Origin of the sequence: Neobacillus endophyticus (assembly GCF_013248975.1) — a bacterium.
Classification (GTDB): domain Bacteria; phylum Bacillota; class Bacilli; order Bacillales; family Cytobacillaceae; genus Neobacillus; species Neobacillus endophyticus.
The window spans coordinates 4,756,768-4,780,874 of the sequence record NZ_JABRWH010000001.1; the positions used below are offsets into that span (position 1 = coordinate 4,756,768).

Annotated in this window: 26 protein-coding genes and 1 pseudogene; all 27 read right to left on the reverse strand. The window is 40.3% G+C overall.

Features of this window, described 5'->3' with window-relative positions:
- Positions 1 to 37: 37 nt before the first annotated feature.
- The 27 genes and pseudogenes from HPT25_RS23415 to HPT25_RS23540 all read right to left on the reverse strand — a co-directional run bounded on the left by HPT25_RS23415 (position 38) and on the right by HPT25_RS23540 (position 24,015).
- Positions 38 to 1,954, reverse strand: a complete 1,917-nt coding sequence (locus tag HPT25_RS23415; RefSeq protein ID WP_217269809.1) for a hypothetical protein — start codon at positions 1,952 to 1,954, stop codon at positions 38 to 40.
- A 132-nt stretch (positions 1,955 to 2,086) separates the two neighbouring features.
- Positions 2,087 to 2,638 (reverse strand): hypothetical protein, encoded by a 552-nt coding sequence (locus HPT25_RS23420; protein ID WP_173069799.1) that lies wholly within the window; start codon positions 2,636 to 2,638, stop codon positions 2,087 to 2,089.
- Positions 2,639 to 2,653: 15 nt separating this feature from the next.
- Complete coding sequence (locus tag HPT25_RS23425) at positions 2,654 to 2,953, reverse strand: hypothetical protein (RefSeq protein ID WP_173069801.1); 300 nt, start codon at positions 2,951 to 2,953, stop codon at positions 2,654 to 2,656.
- Positions 2,954 to 2,956: 3 nt separating this feature from the next.
- A complete protein-coding gene (locus HPT25_RS23430; protein WP_173069803.1) occupies positions 2,957 to 3,544 on the reverse strand; it encodes a UCP028438 family phage-derived protein in 588 nt (195 codons plus the stop codon).
- 12 nt (positions 3,545 to 3,556) lie between these two features.
- Positions 3,557 to 4,636, reverse strand: a complete 1,080-nt coding sequence (locus HPT25_RS23435; RefSeq protein ID WP_173069805.1) for a baseplate J/gp47 family protein — start codon at positions 4,634 to 4,636, stop codon at positions 3,557 to 3,559.
- Position 4,637: 1 nt separating this feature from the next.
- Positions 4,638 to 5,042, reverse strand: a complete 405-nt coding sequence (locus HPT25_RS23440; RefSeq protein WP_173069807.1) for a contractile injection system sheath initiator — start codon at positions 5,040 to 5,042, stop codon at positions 4,638 to 4,640.
- A 5-nt stretch (positions 5,043 to 5,047) separates the two neighbouring features.
- The gene (locus HPT25_RS23445; RefSeq protein ID WP_173069809.1) at positions 5,048 to 5,530 is read right to left on the reverse strand and encodes a phage baseplate assembly protein V; all 483 of its coding nucleotides are present in this window, start codon (positions 5,528 to 5,530) and stop codon (positions 5,048 to 5,050) included.
- A 1-nt stretch (position 5,531) separates the two neighbouring features.
- Positions 5,532 to 6,716 (reverse strand): phage late control D family protein, encoded by a 1,185-nt coding sequence (locus HPT25_RS23450; protein ID WP_173069811.1) that lies wholly within the window; start codon positions 6,714 to 6,716, stop codon positions 5,532 to 5,534.
- A gap of 404 nt (positions 6,717 to 7,120) precedes the next feature.
- A complete protein-coding gene (locus HPT25_RS23455) occupies positions 7,121 to 7,714 on the reverse strand; it encodes a LysM peptidoglycan-binding domain-containing protein (protein WP_173069813.1) in 594 nt (197 codons plus the stop codon).
- On the reverse strand, positions 7,714 to 10,386 hold the full coding sequence (locus tag HPT25_RS23460) for a phage tail tape measure protein (RefSeq protein WP_173069815.1): 2,673 nt from the start codon (positions 10,384 to 10,386) through the stop codon (positions 7,714 to 7,716). The genes HPT25_RS23455 and HPT25_RS23460 overlap by 1 nt, the downstream gene beginning before the upstream one ends.
- 211 nt (positions 10,387 to 10,597) lie before the next feature.
- Entirely contained in the window at positions 10,598 to 10,960 is a 363-nt protein-coding gene (locus HPT25_RS23465; RefSeq protein ID WP_173069817.1) for a hypothetical protein, read from the reverse strand.
- 15 nt (positions 10,961 to 10,975) lie between these two features.
- Positions 10,976 to 11,401: a hypothetical protein gene (locus HPT25_RS23470; protein WP_173069819.1), complete on the reverse strand. Its 426-nt coding sequence runs from the start codon at positions 11,399 to 11,401 to the stop codon at positions 10,976 to 10,978.
- A 19-nt stretch (positions 11,402 to 11,420) separates the two neighbouring features.
- Positions 11,421 to 12,965, reverse strand: coding sequence for a phage tail sheath family protein (locus HPT25_RS23475; protein WP_173069821.1), 1,545 nt, complete (start codon positions 12,963 to 12,965; stop codon positions 11,421 to 11,423).
- A 14-nt stretch (positions 12,966 to 12,979) separates the two neighbouring features.
- Positions 12,980 to 13,561: a hypothetical protein gene (locus tag HPT25_RS23480; protein WP_173069823.1), complete on the reverse strand. Its 582-nt coding sequence runs from the start codon at positions 13,559 to 13,561 to the stop codon at positions 12,980 to 12,982.
- A 4-nt stretch (positions 13,562 to 13,565) separates the two neighbouring features.
- Positions 13,566 to 14,045 (reverse strand): HK97-gp10 family putative phage morphogenesis protein, encoded by a 480-nt coding sequence (locus HPT25_RS23485; protein ID WP_173069825.1) that lies wholly within the window; start codon positions 14,043 to 14,045, stop codon positions 13,566 to 13,568.
- Positions 14,045 to 14,434, reverse strand: a complete 390-nt coding sequence (locus tag HPT25_RS23490) for a hypothetical protein (RefSeq protein ID WP_173069827.1) — start codon at positions 14,432 to 14,434, stop codon at positions 14,045 to 14,047. The genes HPT25_RS23485 and HPT25_RS23490 overlap by 1 nt, the downstream gene beginning before the upstream one ends.
- On the reverse strand, positions 14,434 to 15,090 hold the full coding sequence (locus HPT25_RS23495) for a phage adaptor protein (RefSeq protein ID WP_173069829.1): 657 nt from the start codon (positions 15,088 to 15,090) through the stop codon (positions 14,434 to 14,436). The genes HPT25_RS23490 and HPT25_RS23495 overlap by 1 nt, the downstream gene beginning before the upstream one ends.
- A gap of 3 nt (positions 15,091 to 15,093) precedes the next feature.
- Entirely contained in the window at positions 15,094 to 15,249 is a 156-nt protein-coding gene (locus HPT25_RS23500; RefSeq protein ID WP_173069830.1) for a hypothetical protein, read from the reverse strand.
- Positions 15,250 to 15,312: 63 nt separating this feature from the next.
- On the reverse strand, positions 15,313 to 18,099 hold the full coding sequence (locus tag HPT25_RS23505; RefSeq protein ID WP_173069832.1) for a hypothetical protein: 2,787 nt from the start codon (positions 18,097 to 18,099) through the stop codon (positions 15,313 to 15,315).
- A gap of 62 nt (positions 18,100 to 18,161) precedes the next feature.
- Positions 18,162 to 18,386 (reverse strand): hypothetical protein, encoded by a 225-nt coding sequence (locus tag HPT25_RS23510; protein ID WP_173069834.1) that lies wholly within the window; start codon positions 18,384 to 18,386, stop codon positions 18,162 to 18,164.
- Between the two features lie 213 nt (positions 18,387 to 18,599).
- A pseudogene (locus HPT25_RS29425) lies at positions 18,600 to 18,848 on the reverse strand (hypothetical protein); the annotation flags it as partial.
- Positions 18,849 to 18,862: 14 nt separating this feature from the next.
- Positions 18,863 to 21,145, reverse strand: a complete 2,283-nt coding sequence (locus tag HPT25_RS23520) for a phage head morphogenesis protein (protein WP_173069836.1) — start codon at positions 21,143 to 21,145, stop codon at positions 18,863 to 18,865.
- 188 nt (positions 21,146 to 21,333) lie between these two features.
- Positions 21,334 to 21,609, reverse strand: coding sequence for a hypothetical protein (locus tag HPT25_RS23525; RefSeq protein WP_173069838.1), 276 nt, complete (start codon positions 21,607 to 21,609; stop codon positions 21,334 to 21,336).
- A gap of 15 nt (positions 21,610 to 21,624) precedes the next feature.
- The gene (locus HPT25_RS23530) at positions 21,625 to 22,947 is read right to left on the reverse strand and encodes a PBSX family phage terminase large subunit (protein WP_173069839.1); all 1,323 of its coding nucleotides are present in this window, start codon (positions 22,945 to 22,947) and stop codon (positions 21,625 to 21,627) included.
- The gene (gene terS, locus HPT25_RS23535; protein WP_173071422.1) at positions 22,934 to 23,692 is read right to left on the reverse strand and encodes a phage terminase small subunit; all 759 of its coding nucleotides are present in this window, start codon (positions 23,690 to 23,692) and stop codon (positions 22,934 to 22,936) included. Before terS ends, HPT25_RS23530 begins: the two co-directional genes overlap by 14 nt.
- 42 nt (positions 23,693 to 23,734) lie before the next feature.
- Positions 23,735 to 23,866, reverse strand: a complete 132-nt coding sequence (locus HPT25_RS29175; protein WP_281368242.1) for a hypothetical protein — start codon at positions 23,864 to 23,866, stop codon at positions 23,735 to 23,737.
- Positions 23,863 to 24,015 (reverse strand): hypothetical protein, encoded by a 153-nt coding sequence (locus HPT25_RS23540; RefSeq protein ID WP_173069841.1) that lies wholly within the window; start codon positions 24,013 to 24,015, stop codon positions 23,863 to 23,865. Before HPT25_RS23540 ends, HPT25_RS29175 begins: the two co-directional genes overlap by 4 nt.
- Positions 24,016 to 24,107 lie beyond the last annotated feature (92 nt).

A 24,107-nucleotide genomic window follows, 5' to 3' on the forward strand; every position in this document is an offset into this window, starting at 1 on the left:
CTCCCATTTTTCAAAATAAAAGGGCTATTCTCCAGCCCTAAACATACGTAACACTCATAATCGTCATTTTTACATTTGTTCCTCCACCACCCGCTGATGAATAACGTAAAGAAGAAGGAAAACTTGCTCCATCTAATTGTATTTGATCTCCATTTGGCAAAGTTACATTAGTTGTATTATTAGTGATGCTTCCATAGTAAACAGTTGTCGTGAAGGCACTGCCGTTACTCGTTAGTAAAAATTTGGTATTAAATGTTGGATGTTCGATTTCAAAAAGCACAGTATAATTTAGGGTTTTTCCGCTTTGTATCCTTCTTAGGATATACTCAGTACCAGAAGAAGGGAATGTGCGTTTATAAACTAAATTACCACTATTTTCTCGCGTTAAATTTCCATATAAGGCGTTATTGTATGATAAATCTAAAGAAAAAGTTCCCGTAGGTAAGTAACCGATAACGTTTGGGAAATCTAAAGCATACATGTAATGATTTGTTTTTGCTTTACCTGTTATTTCTACACCATTATAATGTTGAATGTTTGCGTTGTAGGTAAAATCATAAACAGATAAATAGTTGCTATTCGTAGTAATGTTTTTAATTTTGACATTTGTAATTGTTCCAAAAAGACTTGAACCGCTCAATAAATACTTAGTAGTCGTAATTGAAGGGTCTAAAGAGAAGTGACAATCTAATATATTCCAAGAATCAAACGTTACGTACGCTGCTGTTCCACCTGTCGCATCTGAAGTTTGTAAAAAGTAATTTGTACTATTTTGGGTAGCGCTAAAGGCACAATTTTTTAGCGTCAAATTCGTTACTTCTATTCCGTTATCACCTGTATTAAATCCATCAGTTGAATTGTAAGGGGCTTGGGCGAATGTAAGAAAACCAGTAACGGACGCACGAACGTTTTCAAATGATACGTTACGGTTGATATTTACCATTTGCACTAACCCACCCGAACCTCCGACCGCAGTTGTGATATTGCGTACGGTTACTCCGTCGACACCATAAAAATCGAAATACTGTTGATTGGTATTAGCTCCGCAATAACCATTTTCAATAATAGTGTCAACCGATTGAAACTGTTGTGTACTTCCCCATCCACATACTTTTAACCCGCCACCGCCACCTTGCCCACCATTCGTAATATTAAACCCGTTCAAATGGAAACGTTTGGCGTTAACAATGTAAATGGTTCTTTCTACAGGGCGATCTACTTTAATATTTGTCACATAAATATCGTCACTGGAAATGCTACAAATAAAGTCCGCGCCTTTTATTACCGTGTAGTTAGATTGTTGTGTAGCTGTATTACTCAAAGAACAATTTTGCACTCGTACTTGAGAAACGTTCAACAAGTCGATGCACTGCTCCACGTTTTTAAATCGGCAATTTTTGATAAGGATGTTAGACCACTTAGGTGTATTTTGTGTGTTAACACCCATCCGAATAGCATTTCGACAATCATTTGCATTCACTTCGTCTAAAACAATGTTATTTCCTTTTAAATTGATAAAGCCTCTTGTCCGATAAGTGCCATCAAAAACTCTAGAATCGTTCGAATAACTTGACACTCGCCGTAATGTCACATTATCGCTGGAACCATTTAATGATTCGATTACCCACCCTAATGTTACTTGGTCAAAGTTAGCAGGAACACTCGTTGTTTTTGAATAAACATAGTTATCGATAAACGTCATGTCCTGAATGATGGTATTAGCAGCAACATAAAAACGTACATAAGTATTGAGAATGATTGTTCCATTCATAATAGAACAGAGCTGCATCCCATTATAAGATGGATCCGCTGTTAAGGTGGAATTACACATATCAAGAATTTTATTGTTGGTTAAACAGTAACTAACTGCGCTTGTAAAAGAAGAAAATGAAGTGATTTGAACAGTTCCATTTAAACTTGATTTCCCTGCCAATTGTGTGTCATGGCTATTCAATCTTTCTACAAACCCACCGATTACATCGTAATTCAAACTTCCGTCTAGATTGATAATATGACTTCTTGCCATTTATTTGGTCACCTCCAAAATAAGAAGAACCTTCATTAAAAGTTCTTCTTATTGTATGAACTACATATAAAACCCGTATCGGTTAACAGTAACTGTTACAGTTGAATTAGCGATATTTGACTGAGTTTGCCAACTATTTTGAGTGATATAAACTCCATCTTTAACCAAGGAAAGGAAGTCGGTTGTGTTTAGGGTCACAGTACCTGTTGCGGTTGCAGTTTTTGTGAGTGTTGCTGTCGTACCATCTGAATAGGTTACAGTTTTTGTGCATGTAATTGTTTCACTGCCCCCAAATGTTCCACCAAATACTAGATTTACACCTAGAGTCATCAAAGCTGTATAGTTTGTAGGTGGATTGTTGGTAACTGCTGTGCCATTGGAATTAGCGGTTGGACTTGGATTAGCAGTACTGCTTTTATTAAACATTTGTTGTTTAATGGTTCCGGCATTGTTATGCCGTGTGCTGAATTCATCCCATCTTACTGCTTGTCCGGTTGCAGAGGCGGCTGTATCTAATCCCATTTCAGATTGATGAAGTGGCGCTTCTAATTTCCCATTTAATACAGAAGCTAAATTTACTTGTTCACCCGTTGCATGAGTAGTAACTGTCATTTGTTTTCCTCCCTTTTACGCTAAAGTAACGGTTCCTAATTTCACTTGAAATTGAGGTATTGAGAAATTCCCGATCGTTTTTCCGTTTAAATCAATAACCGTGGTTTGCCAAGGTGTTAAAGTCGCTATATCTCCCAAGGAAGTTGCATGTGACGCGAGTTGCTGGGTGTGATTATCTATAGCGTCTTTATGTGCAGCATCATTATTAATCAATTGTTGAAACCTAGGATTAAACGTATCCGCATGTACTTTATCCGTAGTTTGTAATTGTTGCAAAGACTCATTATAGGTTCGATTTAGATCATAATTTGTCATATCCTACCCTCCTAACGTCATCGATCCGTTTAGCTTGTATTGCCCGTTAAATAACGCATTGTGATTATGAATAAAAGTAGCGGTGGATCTGGCAGGCTTCGCAAAGTTTACGGCATTTTCCAAGTCAGTTTCGTCATAATACATTCCATTTGGGTTTTGGACCTGAATTTGAAAAGTAAAGGGGTCCTGGTCTCCAAAAACAAAAGAACCCATGGGAGAAACACCCATGGTGAAACTATCTGGTCCATATTCCAAAATGATCGGATCCACCCCAGTGAAATTTCGGACAATCTGTTTTATGGCAGCAATCGTAGGACCGTTTGTGTAAATCGGCACTTGGGCCAATAGTCTAGTTCGATAATCATCGTCTGACTCGCTGGCTTTTCTCGTTAATCCCCAATCCTTACCATGACTATCTAACGCACTACCTGTTGCAGTAGAAACGGAAAATTGCTGTTCTAAATTGGTTTGAGCCGGGTCTACTTGATCTAATTGGCTACCAATCGAACCAAGCAAATGTCCTAAATTGGAATTAGAATCTTTAGTAAAAAGATTAGATAAACGGCCTAAGAGATTTTGTAATTGATTCATCTGTCAAACCTCCTACACAACCGTCACGGTAATGGTGCCTGCCTGCGGTAGTTGATAAGCCGAAAAGGATACATCTGTATCCGCACTCGTAGCGTTCACTACACCATTGACACTAAGAGCCGCTTTAATCACTTGAGATTCGTACAATTCCCCTAAACTTCCACCGCCAATTCCAAGGCTGTTAATATAATTGGAAACGGCTGTTTGAACCAATCCAGTCACAACCGTTGGGTCATAACCAGATGCTAAATGAATGTTAATTGTTCGATTTACGGTCACTTGAGTTGGAGAAAAAACTTTTGCATCATCGGTAATTATCCTGCCGGCATCAATGGCCGCTTGAACAGAACTAATGAGAGATTGACTTGGCATGGCATTACCAGAAGCAACGACATAAATATCGATTGTGCCACTTCCTCTGCCTTGTGGAACGATTTTAGCTGACTGAACACCAGTAACGGTTAACGCTGTTTGCTGATACCAGGACACCGTTCCTTGAGCTTTTGAAGCAAGGGCAGCTAGAATCCTAGATCGATAGGCATCATCTGTTTCTGTATCAGCTCCATAAGTGCCGTTTGTTAATGATAAAAGCTGTACACCGTCAATTCCAGGTACTCCAGAACCAATGAGTAAAGGAGTATTAATCGCAATATTTCCGACACTTCCCGCTGTTTGACAAGTGGCCGAAACCGTTACTGTTAAGGTTCCTGCACCTAAAAATGAATCCGCGTCAGTCGCAAAGGTAATCGGGTCTTGTCCAAGTGAAGGAATGGTCGTTATGATCGTGCCAGCCGGAATCGGTTGCTGCTGATTTGATACAACATTACGGCTAAACGTAAAATACCATTGTGCTGGTGTCGCTTGTTTTCGGGTTACTCCAAAATCAGCCCCCTTTGCATCCAGTGACGTATCTGTTGCGGTTTGCACATAGGCTTGTTGCTGGGCTGAAGTAATAGCTGTGTAAATTTCATCAATAGCAGATGCAATAGCAGAAAGAATCTGACCTAAAATGGAAGTAGCAGTGAAATCTGAAAGCTTGCTACCGGCAGTTTGTAAATATGTGACCATATTGGCTATGATGGTAGAGAACATTTTACGCACCCCCTATGGTAATGGGGAATTGAATATCGCCCACGCCGCTCACAGTCGCAGAAACAAAAATAACTAGACAATCTTGGCGGCTATCATCCACGATTACCTCCGATACATCTAGTATTCGATCATCTTCTAAAGCTTTTTCAGTTACAATTGAGATAATTTCCTTCTCTATTTCAGGTGTTATTGGTTCGTCTACATAGTTTAATAGATACGATCCAATCTCTTCGTCCCAAAGATACGTATCTGGCACAGTCGTTGTATTTACCCGCAAAGCTTGCTGGACATTATCTTCGTTGCTGACTGTTTGTAAAGACCCCGAAATCGTAATAACTAAATCCCCATTAGCATCTAATTGTATATCTGTGCCAAGCGGATCTGTACTAGGCAATGGGTAATCCATGTTTATCACCAACTTTGCGTTGTATTTCCGTTAATCGTTACGGTTTTATCGGCACCCAAAGTAAGCGATGCGCCACCCTTTGAAGTAAACACAATCGAACCGTCATTTTTCATAATGATTTGGCTTCCAGACTTATGAACAATGGCTGCATCCCCAAAATTCACACTAGGAGGAGGGACAGATACAGCATTATAGGCAGCTCCTACCACTACTCCATTGTTGATGTCTCCCATATCAAACAGGACTCTTACATGTGTTCCTTCCTCGGGAGGAGGCAATACAATACCGAATTCTTCCCCAACATATGGGGAAAGCATTTTAAGCCATCCAGTTTCGATTTCATAAGGCTCCAGCATCACTTTTACGGTATAGGGAAGCTTCGTATTTACGGATGTTACGGTTCCATCTAATACATAAGCCTTCGTATTCATCATTTCTTGAATCATATTCTTATGCTGTTCTCTTTGATTTAGGGAGGGAATATACACTTTATAAACCTCCAGTAAATTCATCTATTAATAAAAGATTGGAAAAATCTAAATCGACTCGATATCCATCACTTGCGATGTCAAAGTTATGAGTGGCTTTCCGGACATAATAATTTGTAGATAAGCCAGTTCCTAATCCACTGATGACCAGCAATCGGTCAATTGTTAATTTTTCATTGCCGGCCACCGTCATCGTACCAGTGACTTCTAATTTTGATAATTGATTTAATATGGCTGTTGCTTTCTTTTGGGCCTGATCTTGTGTTAGCCCAGGGAAAAAGTAACGCTGGGTAAAAGTAGTTGAAGCTCCAGACGTTCCGGTTGAGCTCTTGGCTGTGGCCGTAACGTTTTTGGTTGAAGTTGTATAAGTAACTGTCTTTTTCTTAGCCGAACCTTTAACATGCTTGGTTTTGAGCGTATCAAAGCTGTGAACCTCAACTACAATGTCTTTCGCCGCATGAGGAGATCGACTAAGCGTTAACTCCCGAATGTTTTGTCCCCAAGCGTAATTCAAACCGCTGGTAGTCACATTGCCTACAATCGTTTCAAACGGACCAAAATAAAGAGTATTGTCAAATACCCTCACATCGAATCCTTCTTGCTCCGCTAAGAAAGAGAGTAAGTCCCATTCAGTTGTATCTTTACTGATTTGTGTAGAATCTCCTGAAAAATATTTACCAGCCAATGTGTAAGTAGGAGTGATTTTATAACTCAGTCCATGATTTTTTGCCAGCATTTGAGCAATAGCAGAAGAGGTCATGTTCTGATATTTGATGGTGCTTTTCGTATCAATAAACGGTGCCATTTGGTTTCGGCCAGTAACGACTACTGTTTCCCCTTGATCGTTGAAATCAAGTTCGGCTGTATCCATATATCCATACATAATCCTTGTTAAATCACTGGTCTGAAACTTATTCGGATTTTTTGGGAATCCCACAAACACTTCAACCAACACATTGCTTTTGGTAAATAAATAAGACGCCTTATCTGGCGTCGCAGTTAAATAGCCTTGCGCTAAGTTGGTCGTCATTCTAAATGGCAAAGTGATGGTGAAATCATCAGCCTCATGAGTAGAATTAAGATTCACAGTCCAGTTAATAAAATTCACGCTGTTTCCATCAAGCCTTACAATCGAACGAGGAGCCGAAACCCCTTTAACATTTCCAACGGATTTTGAAACGATCATGGGATCACCAGCCTTAAAAATAAAAAAAGAGCCTATTTGGCACTTACTTTCGTTTCCTATAATCTTGGTTTAATTGTTTGACAGGCCTAGTAAGAATATCAAAATCTGACCAGCCCATATCTTTACGAGTTTTTAAAGTATAAGCTGAAATGTTTAACATATCTGTTTACCACTTTGTACATGTAAATCTTTATGAAGGCATCCACAACTTTTCGTTCGACCTGTTCTTATAGCGTTGGCACGAATTTCTTTTTCGTTTCCGCAACCACATTTACAAAGACAATACTTTGTTTTATGGTTATTCACGTTAATTTTGTCGAAAACATCAAGTATTTTCAATCTACCAAAATTCATACCTATCATATCGCTTTTTATATCAACTCTCATATTTACCCCTCTAAAATTTAAGGAATTATTAGACGTTGGCCAGGTATAATAACTGTATTCTTTAATTTATTGGCTGACATAATTTTGCTGTATTGAGTACCGCTGCCATAGTATTTTTTTGATATCCCCCATAACGTATCTCCCTTTTTCACTACATAAACTCTTTGGGGTGCAGGCTTATTGCTTTTAGGAGGAGTTGTAACTGTTTTATTTCCTGAAGAAGAACCACCATAACTTGAACCGCTTGTCGATGGAGCAGGAGATGCATTCCCCAACACCTCTAATTCAATCGAATAATCAATTGCATAAGGTGAACGATATATTGGTGTAAACTTGACTATGACGACTGAAAGTGATCTAAACGAACTAACTTTAAGGACATAAGAGCCTCCGTTTCGGTACATCTTGTCGATCTGATTAGCCTTGTTTTCAGCTGTATAGTTAAAGGTTCCAGTAAAGGTAATCGGTCCATCAAATGCGCCAAAGGTTTGGATGTCCTTGATACCGCCAGGATATTTATAGACCGATATCATTTGCTCGCTGTTTAATGGGAGCTGGTCAGGGAGATCATCGATATCAAATTTAAAAGTGCCTAATTGAAGTAATCCCATTAGAACGCCCCCATGTTAACAGTGGTTCCAGCATTCATCATCACTCTGCGTGAGGATTTCCCAAGCTTCTTAATAACCATATCCGCTATATCCTCTGCTCGTTGATGTGGATGCGGATGGATATGGATTTCGACTGCTCCACCACCGCCAACTGCTACTCCACTATTACTGTTAAAGGATTGGCTTACACCTTTAGCTAATTTAAGTGTAGATTTGTTAGCCATGCCTGCGTTATTATCAATACCCATGGATAAACCTTGGACAATAAATTTCCCGTGTTCCATAAACACTTTCGAAGGAGAATGAATGCCTAATGCTGATTTGAATGAGGAAGAAATACTTCCAGCAATACCTTTTATGGTGCTACCTATATTCCCAACCATACTTTTAACACCATTAATAAGCCCACTGATGACATCTTTTCCCCATTGGAATGCAGCAGTTGCAAGACCTTTGAAAATATTTCCGATGTCTTTACTAGCCGTAGTTAATAATGTTTTAAAGTCATTCATCGCCTTTTTCCAGTTACCGGTCAATAAATCCAAAGCGACTTTAATTACATTGGTGATAAGGTCCCAATAATATTTAACCACCGGAACTAATACCGTCCAAATTGCTTTAAAAGTTGCACCTATAATTGTTCCAACTGTTTTAATTTCAACCCAAATATTTTCCATGTATAAGGATATTAACTGACTAACGACAGGCCAAACTGTTCGAGTAATCTGCAATACTTGTGGCCAGATGGATTTTACAAAGGAGACTATACCACCCCATGCCGATTTCATTGTGTTCCATACCGATTTCACGGCAGCATTAATGAGTCCGGCAGCTTGCATCAATGTGCTAATTGACTGTTTGCTAAAACCGAGTTTTTGTAGGAGATCGATTCCCTTTCCTCCACCGGTTCCTGTAAAAATCATGAATAAACCTTGAGCTAAATTTTTCAAGTCACTCCATGTTTTTTTGAGAAACGGACCCACGGTTCCCCAGTTTTTATAGATAAGGTATCCTCCTGCTGCTACAGCTGCAATTCCGGCAAGAAGTGGTCCAGATGTTAAGATGGCGCCAAATTTCGTTAATTCTCCTGCTTCTGATGTGAGCTTTAGCATACCAAAAGCACCTTTTAGCATTTTAAATGAGCCAGCAAAAATTTTGACTATGCCTGTTGTGGTTACCATGCCTACTGAAAGAAGAGCAAAATCCCCGATTACTTTTGCGACTCCTGGATGAGCTTCTGAAAATTTCAACATACTGCCTAATAATTTATTAACTTGTGCAATGGCTGGATTCAAGGAAATGGCTAATTGTTGACCAACCCGAAGCATTAAGGACATGCCGTTGGATTTAAGTAAATTTAACTGACCTTCCGGAGTCTTCTGCAAATCTGCGTTAATCTGCTCCATGCTCTTGGTATGACCCAATTGCTTTCGCATTTGTGTTAATTGTTCTAGAGTTGTCTTATTAGCTAAGATACTTGCAGCATTCCCACCATACGACCCAAAAATGTCGTGATAGGCTTGTGTAAGGTCTTTATTGTTCAGTTTCTTACCATCATTTATCATGGTGGTGAGCATTCCGTTAAGATTAACAATTTTCCCGTTCTTATCAAAGAATGGCGAGTTCCCGTTCTTATCTACAAACCCTAACTTTTCCATTGCCGCCCATGCTTTAGGTGTGCCTTTTTTGGTTGGGCCACCGCCAACTAGTCCTGGAATTAACCTCAGAATCATGTCAGCTGCATTGGTACCGCCATGTGAACCAGTCAATCCAACCCTATTAGCTACTGCAGATAATCCAAGAATATCGCTTTGGCTCATTCCCAATGTCTGGGCTTTAGGAGCTAAATAGGTCAAAGTTTGTACGAGTGAACTACTATCCCCCGGTTGCATCATTGAGTATTTATTAAAATCATTCAAAAAGTTTTCGAAGCTTTTTGGGTCATAGTTCTTAAATACGTGAGCCATTTCAATTGCTTGCTGTGTACTTTGAAGAGCATCACTTGATTTATGTTCATACATCTGAACTTCAGCATATTTTGACACAGGTAACAACAAGCTTTGAGCCTGTTTAATATTACTGAATCCACCAGAGGTTAGTTTTTGAGCTATCTGAGAAACTTGCATGTCATTAAACTTAGAAACAGCTGCCGATGTATTCATGACCGCATCGCCGAATGCTTGCATTTGTTTTGTGCTGGCCCCTGTTGAATCTTGAATAACAGTCATGTTTGCTTGGAATTCCCCAGCCTTTTTGACCATTTCGAAAAGCCCGAATGCCCCAAAAGCTCCTGTTGCAAGATTCCCAACCCCCGACATTGCTAAGTCTCGACCTGCCGTATACTCAGCTTGAGCAGCAGCCATATCACGTTGGTATTGAGCCATTCGCATATAGCTGCCTTCCATTGCAGCTATATCTTGCCTTGCCATCCCCGTTTTTTCTAGATCACTCGCTAGACTAGAAAAGGCTTTTTGGTCAGACATTCTATTCAATGATGCATTTAAAGCATCGATCTCCGCTCGGCTTTTACCCATTAGCTTCATTGTATTGTTAAGGCTATTAAACTTACCTTCCGCTGCTGTAATAGAACTGACCATCGACCTTAACGGTCCGGTGAAAAAGTCAAGAGCCTTTATGGAAACGGCTAATTCCATCATTGATCCTTCTGCCATTTCCTCACCGCCTTTCTATAAGGAAAAGAAAAAAAGGACCTATTTATTAGGCCCTTCTAATCTTTTTCCTGTGCTTCCTTAAACAACTCTAAAGCTGCTTTTCGCATGGCGCTCGTCCATGTTTTGGACTCGTTAAATGAAATGTGATAAGTCGCAAGGGATAAACACTCAATAAAGGCTTCTGAATGTTTAAAGGCGTCTATGCGCCTTCTTAAACGTTTCCCTCAGCAGCACCATTTAATTTATTGTATAATTGTTTAATTTTTACCCAATCTTTGCTTTTAAAGCCTGCTGCAAAATCTCGATAAGCAGCATATCCGCGCATTGGTGGAATAGACTTTCCATCAATGTTTGTTATTGTTTTAGCAATCATACAGGATTGATAAATCATCATACCTCCACCATTCATTTGGAACGTATCACCTAGCTCGGCTGATACAGCCATTTCATCAGCGCCAGTGGATTCACGCATTTCTACAACTCTACCATCAGAAAGCTTTACTTGATTATCCGCAAGTTCATCCGTTTTATCTACTAAAACCGTTTGGTCATCAGCTGTATTAAATTGAGTCATACGAATTTCCTCCTACTATCCTCGAATTCTTTTAGAACATGCACCTTTAAAGTTTTCCTTAATTTCATCTTCAGAGTTGGATAAATCTTGAGCGTAGTTGTAAAGAACTGTGTCTGGATAAATCCATGTTTCTATAGAGCCATCAAAGTGAGTAATAGTTTCGGTTACGCGAACACGTGGAGCTGGTTTTCCAGCCAGTAAAGCCTGGTCGATGGTGTCAAAGAAGTTAGCAATTTGGTCATCAATTTTGCCAGTTTTAAAGTCCAGATCCCAGCCTTTATAGATGACCTGCTGACGCTCACCAATTTCTCCAAGTGGATGCCAGGTCTTGATTTCATGCTTTTGAGTAGCTGTACAGCTATCCACCTCTGTAGCAATCACACCTGTGTCTGTATATAGCTCCAATTTCGCAGAGGAGCCAAGAATACGATCTTTAGCCATCGTTTAATCCTCTCCTTTCTTATTGGCCTTGTGCACTTGTGATGATAACACCTGAACCGATTTGCGTACGGAAAATCATAAAACGGTCCATGTTGAGGAGTTTCACCGCATAATCGCAAATCAAGCGATTTTGCGCAATACTGGTATCCGGATTATTTGTTTTGTCGCAAATGATTTTATAGTCCGCAATCATTTTGTCTTGAGCTGAATTTGGCTCTTTCATTGGACGGATTTTATTATCCACTGCCTGAACGACTTGTCTCATTAAATCATCCGTAATCGGCTCATCCACAAATTGACCGCCTACCATAAAGACTGTTTGGTCAATGTAATCCTTCATACGTCGAACATAAAGCTGGTTGCTGACACCTGATTTATCTAAACTGAAACCGCCTCTTACGCCGATTGGTCCTGCTGGAGTTGGAACACCGATAGCATTCACTTGCAAGCCTGCCATCGTTGCTAAATCTTGAGCTCCAATAATTAAACTTGGATCCGCTCCAAGGATGCCATAAACAGTCTTATTACCTGTAGATTTTTGAGGATCTAACTGAGCAAGCAATCCTGCCATATAACCAAGTGGTGATACGGTTGGCGTCGTGCTAGTGATTGGCTCAGCGATTTGTACCCAAGGGTACACCGCAATAGCCCGATCTGAATTATAGGAACTCAATAATGAACTTAAAGTACCAATCGCTGTTCCTTTCGGAAATGTAATCAATGCAATTCGAGGCAGACCGCCGCTTTGCGTCACCGTATTGGCATTGGTAATCAAAGCTGCGTTGACGGTTGGATCACTTTGCCCAGCTGCAACAACAAGGTTAATAGGAGCTGAATCGAGAGCATACAGACCAGTTTTCACGCCACCGGTATTAGCGCCAATGTAATCCGTTGTCGTAGCTCCTGCACCATCTGCGCCACCTGTTAATGTATAAGTACCTGCTTTTGGTGTATTGGTATTAGGAGTGCCTGGAAATGTGCCATAAACTAATTTGGATTGGCCCATTTGAGTGCTGCTTGTACCAAATACAGTTGAAGCAAGAACAGCGCCGGCAATTGGAGTGCCTGGTTGTTGGATCACAAGGTTATCCCAAGATTCCGACTCATCGCCATATTGAAGGTCAATTCTAAAAGTGCCAGTTAAAGTTCCAGCACTAACAACAGCATTCAAGCTATTGGCCCATGTTCCGTTTGTAGCAGCTGTCAAGGTTAAAACAGTTCCCGGAGTGGATTGAGAATCTTTTAATACCACACTTGCTGCCGCAGAAGCATTCGCAGTCTTTCCGTCAATCCTGACCACATACACATTGGCATTTCCCTGTTTAAAAATGCCGCGTGCTTCCAATGTTCCAGTTAAGGCAAGAGCACTATCCACTTCTCCAAACTGCTTGACTAATTGTTGATAGCTGGTCACTAAAACAGGTGTATTTAATGGTCCTCTTGAGAAAGTACCGACTAAGCCGATGTTTCCAGTAGGAGCATCACTGCCGCCCTGTGTAACTGGAACTTCCATAAAATACTGATCATCTACAGTTAATCCATTGAGATTATTGATAAATTGCAATGCTATTCACCCCTTTAGAAAGGTTGTTCATTCATTTGTACAGATGTAGCAAGATAGGCCAACTCCGAATCTAGTACTCTAGCCGAAACTTCAAACGTTAAAGCCCTCTGATAAAAGTTTGTTTCACCAGGAAGATCGTGTTGGCCTTTGTATTTAAAAACGCCTGTTTCCACGCCTGGAATACCGAATGAAAGCTGAGGGTTGTTAACAAAATATTGTTGAATCTGCCAGCCAATATTACTTCTGTCTTCTGGTGTCTTCGTGAAGATGGATAACTGAAGCAAATAAAAAAGCCTCAGTGTTTCTTTATAAACTGTGGCAGTTGGAGCGTTATTTAATAAATCGGTTCCATCTAATTGATCTTGACCATTTAAGGTCACATAAGGGTTTGGGATAGAAGCGTGAACTGTTTCCCTGCTCGCTAAATGTTTGGTAGTATCACTTACTGGTAAAATGGCCAATAGTGGTAAATTTCCATCTACTTGAAAGTATTTTGGATCAGGCCAACCCAAAAGAGTTGTTTTTACTCCGAATGGAGCGACAATCGGCTTGATAGCTTCCTGTATAGATTGTAAAGGATCTTTTTGTGTATTCATGCCATCACCTACCGTTCAGCGTATCAAGCATTGCCTTTCGGAAAGCCATCATAATTTCTGATTGATTTTGATAAAGAGCCGGGCGCAAAAATGGTCTCGGCGGAATCCTTGAAGTCCCAAACTCTTGGTACGTACCTATTTTGTCATTGGTGCCAACGGTTGCTTCCATGACACCGATTTGAACCAAAATGGATCCACGTAATTTACCGCCAGCTCTTCCGCCTGATTTGCTTAGGTAGTGACCAATCAAAGGATCTTCACCACCACCAGCTCTCTCTTTTTGCTTAATCGTAGCCTCCGCTAATGTGGCCCATGCAGGGAACCCACCCACGCCAGGCTGATAGGTACCAAACTTTGTTTTAGCTGTGGACTGAACTTTAACAGCACTTGTTGCCACAGCAGTTTGGGCATTGTTTTTTAATAAAAAAGTCTTTTCTTCTAACTTTGCGGCCAACTCTGCAAACGAAGTAACTCTTTCAACCATCAGTCCACCTCCCTTGCTGCATGGACAAAATTCACCACATCTGTCCCAACAAAAGGCACTGGCTCAATGAAATTGACTTTGTAGGTATGAGAACCATATTTCAACTCGTCACCCGCCAGAAAAATACCGGCAGATGTGATAAGTTTCAACAATTCCTTCGCTTTACCACCAGCCAGTGTAGGAGTCTCATCGATCTTTTGTGATTCGATAATAACATTAGCTGTAAATGACTGAGGTACTAACGGATTTCCGCTTGCATCTATCGGAGTACCAAAAGCATTTCTTGGAGTGCTGTCTGTTACAACGATTCGGCTATAGATAACCGTCACACCAAAACTTCCAGATAAAGCACTGATTTGATCAATAATCTCTTGTGCTCTTCCATCCATTAGCCCATCACCCCGAACGGACGATATCGAACCAGTTGCTCAAACTCATCATAATAAGCTTTAGCCTGTTCCTGCATCCGTTTAGCAACCTCTGAATCGTCGATCTGCAAGCCTTGACCAATTTTATACTTTTGCATTTTCATTCCGCGGTCAATTGCAAGGGTATTTAGTGCTTGACTAGCAGAGGCTAAAGTAACAGCATGGGAATCAATAACCGGTATAGTACACACGGTACTTGAAATTGTATGCATGGCGAAATAATCAAAATTGATAGTCGCCGATTCCATAGGCGCTGGAGAGATCATTAAAGACTGATCTTGATCATAAAACACAAAATCCAACTCATTAAAAGAAGGAGCTGCGTTTAAAGTCGGAAGAACAAAGCCAGCATATTGCCGTAAATCGACTACTTTTATTCCAACCGCCTTATTAAAGCTCTCTCGATCCACCGTTATCCAATCAGTTGGTAAGGTATATTGGTTAACTCCAGACTGCAACGCCAGAGTATATGGTCGCCTTCGTGCTCTAGATCGGGAATAAACCAAGGCTCCAGCCTGAATAAAAGATTGAATCTCGGAATCCTGAAAAATATACGATGCTGCATTATTGTCTCGGATCATCGTCCGGACGTTGGCAACATAGTCAGTGAGGAGCATGAATTATTCCCCCTCTTTTTGCAATTTCTTTTTTCCTTTCGGCTGTTCTTCCACCACATTCTCATGATCCTGGTGGGCATTGCCTTCATAAAAATCAAATGGGCCAATTCGTTGACCAGTTACCGGATGAACGAATGGAGTTTCTCCGTTTTGAATCATCAATATGATCACCTCAATAAAAAAGGCCCCTCGATGTGAGGAGCCTCGTATTATGAAAATCTATTAAACTAGCTTGATAGAACGAGATTTAGGATTGATAATGTTTCCGTTGCTATCAATCGTTTGTGGAGTTGCCATGACGCTGTTTTCACGACCATAGAATACTTTCGCATCCACGATGTTACCAGATGCATCATATTTTGGATATGGTCCTTCAATTTGGTAAGGTGTTTCAATCGCATAACGAGTGGCACCTTTTTGAGTTAACAGGATACGGTTATCGCCAGCTACCCATGGAGCATTGATTCGGGCAAAATTCACACCAGAACGGCTACCGAACATGTTTGAAGTGCCCCCGCCTGATAAGCTGCCAAGATCAGGGCTGTTCAATTTATACCACATAGAAGCATTTTCGATATATTGAGAAGCGTTCAGACTCATAATACCAAGGTTTGGCTTATTGAATCGTGGTGAGCTACCCATTAATTGAGTTTGCGCTGTGATCAATTGAAGTAGAGTATTGTAATATTTATCAGCATCTACCCCGTTTGGTACAGTGGTTGCCCAACGTACAACGTTTGTTACAGCCGAGAAGCTGAATGTTGGAAGGTGAGTTCCATCTACACCAGATGCAGAAGTAAAGTAAACGACTCCGTTTTCAAAATCAACCGCATAAGTGCCTCCTTGAACGTTTCCATTGGCATCTAGGTAACCCATAGTTAAAGCAGAACCACCTACAGTCACAGTAAACGCATTAGAAGTAACGGTTGATACGCTACCGTTAGGCTGAATTTGTTTCTTCGTCCGTGGACGTACGATTGGATTAGATCCTGCAGTTGCATCTGCCCCAGCTCTTAAATTGTATTTATAAGCAACGTTTGTGCCGTTAGAAACTGCTGTAATATTCCCCACTGCAGAACCTACACCTGATGCGACTTCGCTTGCAACCACATTCGGTTGATATTCATCAGAGGCCATGACCATTTCAAGGTAAGCTAGGTTATCCAACTTACGGCGTTTGTCAAAAGAGATATGGTAAATACCGCGAGTGATTGGATCGTATTTAGCTGGACCTGATTTCAATGTATTCACAACATCAGTTGTTAAGCTGATCGCATTTCGTCTCCAAGATGGATTGAAAGACAACCATGCTAGGTTGATTTGGCTCTCCGGAATGCCGGCGCCTTCGCCTACTAGAAGATCAAATTGTCCGGATGCAGGATTCATTGTGGCTGCAGAAGTGAAAGTTTCCACCGGCCAACGTACTTCCGAACCTTCGAATGTTTCAGCAGCCAAGAATTGAAGGGATTCAACATCTTGGAAAGACTGAATCAATAAAGCTTGTTGGATGGTTGGTTGGTTCAATAATTGAGCAGTCGTAACGGATACACTGTCAGTTGCCACCATAGAATCAACCATAGCAGCTGAGTCTTTCATAGCTTCATATCCAACTTGCTTTTCGAATTTACCGATGATTTCATCAATGAATTTTTTGTTATGTTTACGGATGGAAGCATCATGAGAATGACCGAACTCTTCACCCATTCTATCTAAAGAATCTAGAAGCTCGTGCACTTGACGGTTCCAAGGTTTTTCCTCTTTGCCTACTTCAAATCTCACTTGTCCACCTTCTCCCTCGTTAGTTCCGTCAAAACCCATGTTATCAAGGTTAGCATTGGTTGATTTTTTGCTGTAAACATTCACCATGCTATCGATCATAACCTCAGCTTGATTTTTATCTGTAATTTCTTTAATGGAATCAGCCATAAGCGTAATCACTTCATCTGGAAGTTTGGCTTTTAATGCTTCAAACTTAGCATCAGTAAAGGCTTTTACTTCCGCTTTAGCATTTGCCTCTGCCGCTGCTTTTGCTTCTGCGTCTGCTTGAGCTTGTGCAGCATCAAGAGCAGGTTTTGCAACTGCTTCCGCTTGAGCTTTGATTAATTCTTTAAATTCAGGACTATCTTGCATGGCTTTTAGAATATCTTCAAACTTCATTTCTTCCACTCCTTTTTCTTTTTCATCTGTTACTGCATTGGGATCTACTGTTTTAACCATGTTTTGCTTATACTCACGGGCCAGAGAAAATCCGTCCCAGTCAGGATCATTCGGTAATTTACGAAGGCTTTGGCTTGCTACTACGCTTGTTCGGTAACTTTCTTCCGGAATGTACACTTCTTTACAGGATTCACAGGAATAAAAATCTAAATCATTATCCCCATCAGGGTCCTGCGGTGTTAAGGTGGTCCCACATGTCGGGCAATTCGGAACAGTGATCTGTACATCATCAGCCAGCACCTCCGCGACTTGGGAATCAGTAAGTACCTCAATAACTTCACATCCTGGTGTAGCTGGATTCATCACCACGTCATAAGATTGAATATCCAGCTTTGTAGCGACATCTACCATCACGCCATTAATTTGTTTTCTTACACTGTCACCAAGAGCCCGCATAGAAATACCAACTGGCACACCTGCATCGATGAGAGCTTTCAGGTCTCTTCCTTTTGCTGTGTCTAAGATTTCGGCATCTACAAAGACTGTGCCATCCTGCTTGAATTGCTTGTAAATCTTAATGACCGAATTATCAATTTGGGTATCAAACACCACTTGACCTTGTTTCCCCATAAAATGCCGAGGGTGTGGCGATTCCCCAACCATCCGACCTTGTTCAACTAATGAATTGGAACGTTCAATTGCGTCATCCATTACAGGATCTGGATAAAGACGATTATTTGTGTTTACCACATTGGATTGTGTTGCTTTAAAACGCACCCGCGTTTTTCCATCTTCTTTAGAATCTAGCAGGACGGGACGTTCCAAAAGCATATCCGTAAAAACGTTTGGCATAATTCCTCTCCTTTCTTTGAAACCATATAAAAAAGGCGATGCTATTCCATAAGCACCACCTCCTATAAAAGCCTAATGATTGATTTTGCAGGAATGTATTCTACATTTGCTAATGGGATAATTTCGCCTTCTTCAACTTCAGGGAAGCTATCCCCTTTCAACACTAAACCCACAACATATTCATTTTGATTAACATATACTTTTTTTACATCAACATTTTTATCAATATTAAGTAAAGCAAGTATGGCTTCACCCGTAATTTCGATCCTACAAAGTTTTTCAGGCAAGAGCATCACCCCCTATAATTGAACTTTTCTTTTATATTCGTAGAACTCGTTTGAGATATTATCAAAAATACTTTCGACTTGCTGACGTTCTTCAATTGCCAATGGATACTTCTCGACAATATCAATTAATACCTTGGTATAATCCAAAAGCATTTGAAATACTTCTGTATCTTTCACAGAAATAGTCATATTTAACTTTGATGTTTTATTCGCATCATTTACTTTTTCGTAAGTCTTTTCAAAGATATCAGGCTTACATGGGTAAAATTCACCGTTTACACCTTTGATGATGTAATCTCCCTGTGAAATCTGCATATTCCCTTCAAGTGTTTTTATCCAATGCACCGTTTCAGGCCAATTAGAAACAAGGCTGTCACCAACAAATTCTTTTATTTTTTTAACGTTAAAACCATTGAATTGTATGGCTTCAACGACAACAGGCTTTTTACGATATTTAGCCATTTTTTCACCTACTTTCAATCAGCACTTGAAATTGTGCACCTGCAGTTCGGGTGCGAAGGTACTGCCGGCGCATCTGCAATGTTGAACACTTTATCGTTGTTACTAGCACATTTAGGACAAGTTCTGTTATCCATGACCGCCATATAACGAACCTGCGTCACACCGGCTTGGGTATAGGCATCGAGCGATGATTGGTTGTATGCCATACTTATTTCTGTTCTCGATATCATTTCAGCCCGCCAATCAGGAATATCCATTACAGACTGAATTCGCTCCATCATTTGAGAAGTGCTTTCTCCATTCGTATACGCTTCGGATAACTGCTTACCCAGCATCTGACGAGTGGTTTCCTCAATACCTTTGATTCGTGTACCTGCATTCTGTTCTAAATCCTCTTTTACACCCGAATGCACAAAATCAAAGCTAATGCCCACTCCTGGCTGTTTAGCTGCTTCAGCAAAAGCAAATAATCCTGCCGCGTTATAAGCGTTGATGATGCTGTTTTGGAACGAGTAAGTGTTATCATCCTCAACCGTCCGCCAAGCTTCATCAAAGGCTTTTAGAATCTTTTGATCCACTAAGGTATGGATGTTGACCTTCTTTTTGTCATCAGTCAAACAATGAGAACAAGTACAGCCCTCATCCTTATGTTCCAGCGCAATAGTCAATTCATTAAGATAAATCGGTGTCACGCTGTCATGGATCGGTCTTAGCTTTTCAATCTCTTTAAGTTTCGCCTCCAAACCATCCTTTTTCATTTGCTTAAAAACCGCTTTGAAAAAAGAGCGAATATCATTGGCGAGGGACTTTTCTATTTGCCCGATTTTTTTGGAGTGTAGAGGATTGGCTTTTGTTTTACTGTCTGTTGTTGCTTTACCAGGTCCTGTCATGGTAGAGCGATTGGTGTTAGTGGTCGTTGGCTTAACTGGATTAATAGCAGTCGCTTCGATTGCTTGCTCTTTTTTCGCTTCATCCATTTCCTCTTTGATGGCTTCAATCTCCGCATCGATGGCTTCTTGATTTTCTAAGCCGATATCACGGCCCATATACTCAAGTGCAAATCTTCTCGATACCAATGGATCCGGTTGAGAAGAACGTAATTTAATCATACGGTCCACTTTCTTATCCACTGTATCTTCGCCATTTTCAGACCATAAGAAGTTCAAATCTACTAAACTAGGATCAATGCCATTGAGGTTTAATTCTAGCTCGAATAAGGCACGTAAGCCACTGAATGGGCTATCATCACCGTACTCCAGTAAATCCCTTAACTCTTGCGTATCCTCTTCAAACTGTTTCTTTTGGTCCTCCACAATGTCACGGTTTACGTTTTTACCGAAACCTAACAAATGGAGAGGAACGCCTGTGCCGATCATATATATTTCCTGCAAATGTTCAACGTCCTTGATATGGTCTAAATGGGCATCGCCGTTTAAATCTTTGATGTCCGTTAATCCATTACCAAAGAAATCGGTTGTAGCAGCCGCAACTTTCGGATTGTCCAGCTTATTTTCTTCTTTATAAGTCTTAACATCTGACCATTCACCAGGATTGTCTTTTGTCCCTACGCTATGTAAGCGCCTTGGCACTGCTCTCGTCCGTCTTCTAACAACCAAATCCTCTTCTGTCATGGTTAGTTTTTTCCAAAACGAAAGACATGTCATGTACTTAGAATTTCCGTACAACTGGCCTGCCTCATGATCATGGCGTATATGGTTAATGGAGTACAAAGGGAAATGTGTTAGTATTTCCCTTGATATCGGGTCAATCTGGCGGAATGCATCCTTTATATCTGTGAATCGTCCTGTAATATCTTCGTTCCGTTGCATCGTTATAGCCGGAAGGTTTTTAACATCTTGAATCCTCATTTTGGATAAGTCGATGATCGGGTTTAGATACAACTCACCATCTTTCAGCAAAGAACGGGTCCAAGGAAGTAACTTGGAATTAAGCTGTACCCTTTTCAAGAAATCATCCAATATTTCCTGCGCTATTTGTTCTAATTTCTCGCTCACAACCGATGAAACCTTAACCGATAATCCTCTTCGAACGGTAGTCCTTGCGAAAACATGATTAGCTCGTTTTAAACGAGTGTCAGCCTTCATCATTTGGTCAATATCCTGTAAAAGATAGACTTTTTCCCAGTTTAAGCGGAATACATCATAATCAAAGAGTGTAGGAGATGTTTTGGAAACATTCCCGTGGTCAGTGTGATTATTTGACTTATTGGCCCCTTCTGGAAGCCAGTTAATGAAGGTGGTTAGGATGTTTCGAATCCCGTTTGCGAATTTTCCCATGGCGAACCTCCTTTCGAATGAATATAGACAAATAAATATTCAACATAAGTTCGTAAAATAAAATTTTGGTGTAATTAAACAATAATTAATTTATTGATTTATCAATGTTTGTTCAGTTATTTCCACATTTTAAAATACAAAAAATATACATTGCTATTTTGGCACGCTTTAATCACTTGTAGAAGTGATTATTTCCCAGAATCCATGCATACTTTTGGCATTGGACGCTTAATCGATTGATGAAGGAGATATTTAATACGATCTTCAATAAATTCTTCTGTTGTTTTACCTGATTGGTTATTGATATTCACAGTAATTGTGTCTGGACTGAACATCCCTAACTCTTTTTCGATTTCCTCACAAACCCTCATTTTCCTTTTGGTTAGTGCAGCTTCTGTATCCATTTGTACCATTACACCATTTAATAAATGGAAATACGCAAATAAACCTTCTAACCTCTCCACTATTTCAACCCCGTTCTATAAATTATCAAAATAACTACCACTCATAATGTCATCGTAAGTTGTAATGACTGGCTCAGATGTAACCACATCTTTATTTAGTTCTAATTCGTTATAAATTCCGTACCTAAGTGCATCGAGGCTGTGATCATTCTCTTTCAAAGGCTTGTCCTCGCCTCGTTTAGCTGCTTTTTCATCCCAAACATAAGAGGCGAATTCTTTCCTTGTATTCATGCAACTTTCATGGACAAATAGTTGATTGTTGCTTAAACGTTTCGCGACTGACCGAATGCCGTTTAAAACATCATTGTCTGCCTTTCGCACCTTGATAATGTTTCTTTTTTGTATCTCAGCAATGAACGAGGAAGCTGACGGATCCACATACATATGCTTGGCTTTTGTATCCTTCAAAAACTTTTCGAGATCGTCAGCATATTGACTGTCTGTTTTTTGAATCCCTTTGTTACGACCGTCATAGTAATACTCTTTGACGATGTAAACCGTTTCTCCTTTTCTTCCCAATAAAAGAAACACGCAAGGATTTTGCGTGCCATAGTCACATGTAACATAATAGTAATCGCATTCCGGAATGGTTTGAACTACATGAGGATCATCACGGAACATGTCATAAATGATACCTTCTGCAAGCACCCAAAGCCCTAAAATAAATCGTTGGTAGAAAACTCCGCTGTACATCCGCTTGTATCGGTCTTTTACTCTTTCCGACAATGATAAGTTGTCATCCATTGTAAAATGCAGCTGAGTAAGCTTCTTTTCTTTCAGCTTGTCTAGATATTCAAGTTTAAACCAATGATAAGGACCTTCTGGGTTACAGTTAAACCAAAACTTCGCGCCTTCCACTGAACAACGGGCAGTAGCTTGGTTCACGAATGATTGAGGCATTAAAGCTACCTCATCGAAAAACATTCCCGCCAGTGTAATACCTTGGATAAGGTCCTGTGAGGATTCATCTCTTCCACCAAAGATATAAATATAATTGGTGGTGCCTTTATAGGAAATAGTCAGGAAATTATCTGCACGATGGTCTTTTACTCTATATCCGCGAGACTTTAGCATCCGCTTCAACGGAGTCAAAACATTCCGCCTGAATGAACCAATGGTTTTCCCAGACATGCCGAGATTTTCGTCTTTGAACGTTTCCATGGCCCACATGATATAGGAAAGGGACATCACGACGGTCTTTCCTGCACGAACCGAACCATCGCATATAATGCCATCTTTATCTTTAACTGGTGAACCATCACGCCACCAGGTTAAGACTTGCATTTGTTTTTTAGAAAATGGTTGAAAAGTAAATGGGGCCGGTTTAAGCTTTGTCATCTCCCCACACCTCGCTAACCTTTCCATTTAAAGCATCTAGGAAGCCATCGTCTTCAAATTCTTCCTCTGGATCACCTTTAACGCGAGCAATTTCAGCTTTTGTCTTTTCGATACCCATTTGCATTTGCTCCAGCTTCAATCGACGCTCATCATCTTCATGCGCCAATTCGTTAAACTGTTTTATTAGGCTTCTTAATTCGCTCATGGCTCTTGATTGAGCGTTAAGGAAAGTAGCATGTTTATCCCAAGCAAACTGGATTTCATACTCCGTTTCTTCACCATTCATGCTGGACTTTTCTTTTTTGATTTCTCTAGTCATATCATCCTGATCTCGAACAAACATGATCTGTTGCGCTCGGATGATGGCAGCATATTGAATTTGAATCTGATCCCAGATTAAATCTGCCGTGGAACGCTCATTCATACTCTCCATGATTTCTAATGTTTCAGCAGGAAGGAACTTGGCAAAGAAACCGTGCTTCACAGCGGCTTGGTTTCGTTTTGTAAACTTCTTAACCGGATTAGGGTTCCCGCCTCTATTTATTGGCTTTTTGGAGGTTGCATCCTTTTGTATAGTTGCAACTTTTTTATTTTTGGTTGCATCCTTTTTCGGTGAACCTCTAGACCATCCCTCACGACTTTTCCGGCTTTTTAATGTGCCAATTTTTACATCATACTTTTCAGCAAGTGCATTTAATGTAATGTCAGAGGATTCATATTCTTTTCTTATTTCATCCCAATTCACTACATGCACCTCGCCTCCTAAAAGCACCTTTAAAAACGCTTATTAATACCCAATCTCTAACGCAAATACACCTAGAAATAATTCAATATATCTTTCATCAGTATTCAAATTAATTCCAACCATAAACGCCGAACTTGCTTTCGTCCACATAACATAACCTGCGATGTATTTCATTTTCTTCTCAACGCCCCATTATGACGTGTGTAAACATCGCGGTGAATCCCCATCAAGTCCTCTAAATCTTTTCTACTAAGTTTCGATTCACTCACTTTTACCGCTCTTTTCTTAGGTGACTTACTTTGCTGTTTGTTTTTCTCTTCCATAAGTCATCACCTCTATCATATTCACTCTAAACTACGCCCATACTTTAAGGAAGGTTGCGACCCTTGCGGCGTGACTTAAAGGCTTACTGGAC